This is a genomic window from Bradyrhizobium sp. (assembly GCF_019242285.1).
Taxonomy (GTDB): domain Bacteria; phylum Pseudomonadota; class Alphaproteobacteria; order Rhizobiales; family Xanthobacteraceae; genus Bradyrhizobium.
This window is the reverse complement of sequence record NZ_JAFAVV010000433.1, coordinates 1-4,162: the sequence shown is the minus strand read 5'-3', so window position 1 is coordinate 4,162 and position 4,162 is coordinate 1. Positions and strand designations below refer to the sequence as shown.

Annotated in this window: 4 protein-coding genes; 1 reads left to right on the top strand and 3 read right to left on the bottom strand. The window is 63.1% G+C overall.

The window, feature by feature from the left end:
* The 3 genes from JOY90_RS17015 to JOY90_RS17005 all read right to left on the bottom strand — a co-directional run.
* Nucleotides 1-2,389: TonB-dependent siderophore receptor (locus JOY90_RS17015; protein WP_291692282.1), on the bottom strand; the 2,389-nt coding region annotated here is incomplete at its 3' end.
* A 235-nt stretch (nucleotides 2,390-2,624) separates the two neighbouring features.
* Nucleotides 2,625-2,864: a hypothetical protein gene (locus JOY90_RS17010; RefSeq protein ID WP_291692281.1), complete on the bottom strand. Its 240-nt coding sequence runs from the start codon at nucleotides 2,862-2,864 to the stop codon at nucleotides 2,625-2,627.
* Between the two features lie 127 nt (nucleotides 2,865-2,991).
* Nucleotides 2,992-3,453: a MarR family winged helix-turn-helix transcriptional regulator gene (locus JOY90_RS17005; protein ID WP_291692280.1), complete on the bottom strand. Its 462-nt coding sequence runs from the start codon at nucleotides 3,451-3,453 to the stop codon at nucleotides 2,992-2,994.
* A gap of 187 nt (nucleotides 3,454-3,640) precedes the next feature.
* On the opposite strand from JOY90_RS17005, the gene JOY90_RS17000 reads away from it, so the two are divergent.
* On the top strand, nucleotides 3,641-4,162 hold a 522-nt coding region (locus JOY90_RS17000; protein WP_291692279.1), incomplete at its 3' end, for a biotin/lipoyl-binding protein.

Here is a 4,162-nt window from a genome sequence, read left to right as displayed (position 1 = left end):
AGTAGCTCGGGATCGACGTGCCCTGGTTGGCGGCCAGCAGCGTGCCGCCATAGATCTTCGAGCGGTACACCGCCTGCCCGCCGAGCTCCCAGGTGTCGTTGAGCTGATATTTCGACAACAGGCTGAAGGACTCGTGCGCGACGTTGGCGAGCTGCAATCCGACATTGGTCGTATAGAGCGCGGGATCGGGGACATTCGCCGAAGGCACGTTCGACTTGGTCACCCGCGACTGCATCAGGACCAGACCGCCGAACACGCTCCATTTGTCGGTGATCTTGCCGCCGACGCCGAGATCGATGCCGCGGACGTAATAGGAGGCGCCGGCGGTGACGCAGGAAATCGTCGTGCCCGCATAGGGGCAGGCGGCGGTCTGGTTCGCGGCGCTGGTGACGTTGAAGGCCTCGCGGGCGTTGTCCTTGGTGGTCTGGAACAGGGCGGCCGTCAGCAACAGATGGCGGTCGAACAACTCCCATTTGGTGCCGATCTCGGCCGACGTGTTCTTTTCCGGTCCGAAGATCTGGTTTCCGTTGCCGCTGATCACGGGCGCCAGACCGCCATAGGCGGTGCTGGTGCCGTCGAACTCGGCACCCACCGGGTTCGCGGAGGTCGCATACGCCACATAGACGCTGCCGTTCGGCAGCGGCTTGAGCGTCAGGCCAAGGTTGAAGTCGGGAATGCCGAACTCGGCAGACTGGGTGCCGAAGACGTTTGCGAGGGCCCCCGTTCCCCACCCGGCCGTCTTGACCGTGTAATCGTCGTAGCGGACGCCGGCGTTGAAGATCAGGAGATCATGATAGTTGGCGCTGTCGAGGAGGTAGCCGCTGTTGGTGTCGATGGCGATATTGGTCGGGTGAGCGCCGAACGCGGTGGGACCGAACGGAAGATTGGTATCTTGCGGGGCGAACACACTCACCCCTGTCTCCGATCCGTTGCCCGTGAACACGCCGGTGCCCGTCGTGATTTCCGAGGCAAGACCGGTGAAGTTGTTGATGGACGAGGTCTCGCGGTCGATCTCGACGCCCGCGAGCGCCGTGTGCTTGAAGCCGAGGCCGTCGTTGAACTTGTAGGTCGCCTCGGTCTGGTTGGCGATGACGTCCGTGACCTGGAAGCGGCTCTGCGGATTGGCACTGAGGGTCGACGCCGACAAGGGATTCGTCAGCACAGGGGATTCCGGCAGCGTGCCGATGTACATCTGGCTCGAGCTTGAATCGCGGAACCGGTTGGTGATCAGGATATCAGGCGTGACCTGCACCTCAGCATTGAGCGTGCCGATGTCCTGACCGGTCCGGTAGAAGTCGCGGTTGACGAAGCCGTAGAAATTCTTGCGGTCGACGCCGAAATCCGGGAACGGGCCGCCGGCCGTGGTCGCCGTGCTCGGACGGTAATAGGGCACGCCGAAATCGGGAATGCCGGTCAGCTCGGTGTGGATGTAGCCGGCCGTGATCTTCACCGCGTCGGTCGGCGTCCACTTGGTCGCGACGAAGGCGCCGTTGCGATCGTCGGTGACGTATTTGCGGCCGGCGACGTCGGCGTCCTGGAACAGGCCGCCGGCACGGACCGCCAGCGTCGGGCTGATGACCTGGTTGACGTCGAGCGTCACCCGCTTGGTCTGGTCGGTGCCGAACGTCGTGTCCATGTTGTAGAAGCTCTTCTCGGTGGTCGCCTGCTTGGTGACGATGTTGATCGCACCGCCCGCGGTGCCGCGGCCGGCAAAGGAGGAAGCCGGTCCGCGCAGGATCTCGACCTGCTCGGTGAAGAAGTTCTCGCGCACGCTGACGCCGGCGTCGCGCACGCCGTCGATGAAGACGTCGTTCCTGGCGTCGAAGCCGCGGATGAAGAAGCGATCGCCGAAGGCGTTGCCGCCTTCCCCGGTCCCGAGCGTCACGCCGGCGGTGGAGAGAATCGCCTGCTTCAGCGTGGTCGCGTTCTTGTCCTCAAGCACTTCCTTGCTGAGCACCGTGACGGTCTTCGGCGTATTCAGGAGCGGCTCGGGGAACTTGCCCGAGGCCTGCAGATGATCGACCTTGTAGGGCGCGGCGGCATCCGCGTAAGGGTTGCGGTCGGCGCTGAGCCCGCCGGCATTCGGAAACGGCACGGCCGGCGCCTGGGCCACCCGCGCGCGCTCCGCCGCGCGCCGCAGGGCATTGCGGGCGCGCACCTGGTCGGGCGTGGGTTTCGATGCGGCAGGCCGCGGGCGCGCTACCGGCGCATCCACGTTGACAGGCGGAATGTTCGTCTGCTGCGCCTCGGCGGTCCCCGAGAACGACGCCACCGCGATCAGCCCCGCGACCGCCGAAACCTTCCTGCCCGAACCAATGTCGAACGACTCATCGACCGAGCCCATCGCTGCAACCGAACGCAGCGACCTCGGCGCCTTCACCTCACCCATTTTTTCTTGCGCCCCACCGAATCGAATTTCTGAATCGCGATGCCGTCCTTTGCATGCACGATGCAAGATTTGGTATCGGGCACCCATCGGCGGGTCAAATTGAACGCCTCCATTCGAGCCTTGAATAGTTCCAGATCAAAATGATTCTAAAATGCACCTTCAAAACGGCTGCCGAACCTGCGAATCGGGCGCACCGATGACCAAGGGCTCCTCGCACCTCCACGCGCGTCGCAGATCAATCGCTGCTCGGCGGTTTCATCAGCGAGAACAGTTCATCGACCGTCTGCTGCGCGATCATCCGCACGCGGTCGGGCTGCTCCACACCGGCAATGTTGACCCCCTTCACCACGGCTTTGATCTCGTCGCGAAAGTCGGTGAGGAATCGCAATGGATCGCGCTGATCGTTGGCGACCCGCGCAATAAGGCCCGTGATGAGTATCTGACATGCAATCAGCTTTCCGTTCAATTCGTCCATCACCCTGTTCCGTTCGATCGTGACGAGTCGATATGAACGAGGCCGCGGCCGGCTGACAACCGGACTCCCATGCCGCATCTTGGAAGAAGTTCAAAATGGCTTCACACGCCGCCGATGACCGCCGCCATCATTTGGCCGCAACATGCCCGGGCGGGTCGGACAGCGTCTTGATGCGTTCCTTGATCTCGCGAAGCGTCGTCAGGCTGGCCTGGATCGAATCGTCCGGCACGCCCTCGAGCACGTCGGTCGCGATCCGGTCGCGCAGGCCGTCGAGATCGTCGACGAGCTGCCGCCCAGCTTCGGTCAGGAACAGCCGGTTGGCGCGCCGGTCCTTCGGATCATGGCGACGCTCGAGCAGGCCGTGCTCGACGAGACGGTCCAGGAGCCGCACCAGCGAGATCGGCTGCAGCTCCAGCACGTCGGCGAGGTCGACCTGCGACAGGCCCTCGTGCTGCCGCAGCCGGAACAGCACGATCCACTGCGCGCGAGTCGTGCCACGTCCCTTGGCACGATGATCGATGTAGTTGCGCAGCAGCCGCGAACTTTCGACAAGTTGTGCGACCAGCTGGCGTTTCAGATCGAGCGACATGGCCCAGGTCCGTCCCTTGGGATATTTTCACCTTGCTGATTGTTTAGGTAATCTCAAGCCATAGTGTGTTTACACATTAATTGCATGCATACTATAGATGGAAAGGCTAGGAACCTTTTTAAAGTCCCTTTATTCCTAGCCTCTTAAACATATGAGCCGGCGTGAAGCCTCCGGACGGTGAACCAATATGAGGAAGTCGCGGACGATCCGATGGCTGCTGTTTATCGCCGTTGTGGCGGCTGTGGGCTACTATGGCTGGCAGCGCTACGAGACCCAGCAAAACGCGGCCAAGACCGCCAGCGCGCAGAAGGCGGCGCCGCGGCCGCCGGTGCCGGTTTCCATCGCGCAGGTGCAGACGTCGGACTTCCCGGTCTATCTGACCGGGCTCGGCACCGTGCAGGGCTTCAACACCGTTCAGGTGCGTACACGCGTCGATGGCCAGATCGACAAGATCGCCTTCCAGGAGGGCCAACTCGTCCAGCAGGGCGACCTGCTCGCCGACATCGATCCGCGTTCTTTCCAGGCGACGCTGGACCAGGCCAAGGCTAAGAAGGCGCAGGATGAGGCCAACCTGGCCAACGCCAATCTCGACCTGCAGCGCTACACCAAGCTCGGCGAGTTCGCGACCCGCCAGCAGACCGACACCCAGCGCTCGACGGTCGCGCAATTGACGGCGCAGATCGCGGCCGATGACGCCGCCATCTCCAAC

Bases quoted from the DNA above. Each gene is read 5' to 3' on its own strand.
- JOY90_RS17010 (WP_291692281.1), bottom strand. From the start codon at position 2,864: ATGGACGAATTGAACGGAAAGCTGATTGCATGTCAGATACTCATCACG.
- JOY90_RS17005 (WP_291692280.1), bottom strand. From the start codon at position 3,453: ATGTCGCTCGATCTGAAACGCCAGCTGGTCGCACAACTTGTCGAAAGT.